The following is a 325-nucleotide window of genomic DNA, read 5'->3' on the forward strand; positions in this document are numbered from 1 at the left end:
CCTCGTAGGGCTTAGGCTGGTCAGCTACCTAAAGTCAGGGGCTAGAAGCCCCGTCTCTTTAGAGCGGGGTGCTGACGCTCGATTTTAAATCTCGTGAGTGTATTGTAAGGCAATCGCGTCGCCTTGGCAATCCTGGAAAATGTAAATATTTTTTAAGTTAGGCGATCGCTGCCCCCTGGGTTCGGTGTTGCCCAAAGAGCGCCCCGTGGGTTCGGTGTTGGCGGTGCAATGCGATCGCTCCTCCCCCAAAAAAAGCGATCGCTCTCCTAATTCAGAATAGCGATCGCCAGATTTATTGACCTCAAATATTACGAATTACTAGCCA

At 50.8% G+C, this 325-nt stretch carries 1 protein-coding gene; it reads right to left on the minus strand.

What is annotated here, in order from left to right:
• Positions 1-84 precede the first annotated feature (84 nt).
• Positions 85-249, minus strand: coding sequence for a hypothetical protein (locus AC0QH1_RS09670; protein WP_324630868.1), 165 nt, complete (start codon positions 247-249; stop codon positions 85-87).
• Between the last annotated feature and the right edge of the window lie 76 nt (positions 250-325).

It is taken from the genome of Phormidium sp. CCY1219 (assembly GCF_055795085.1).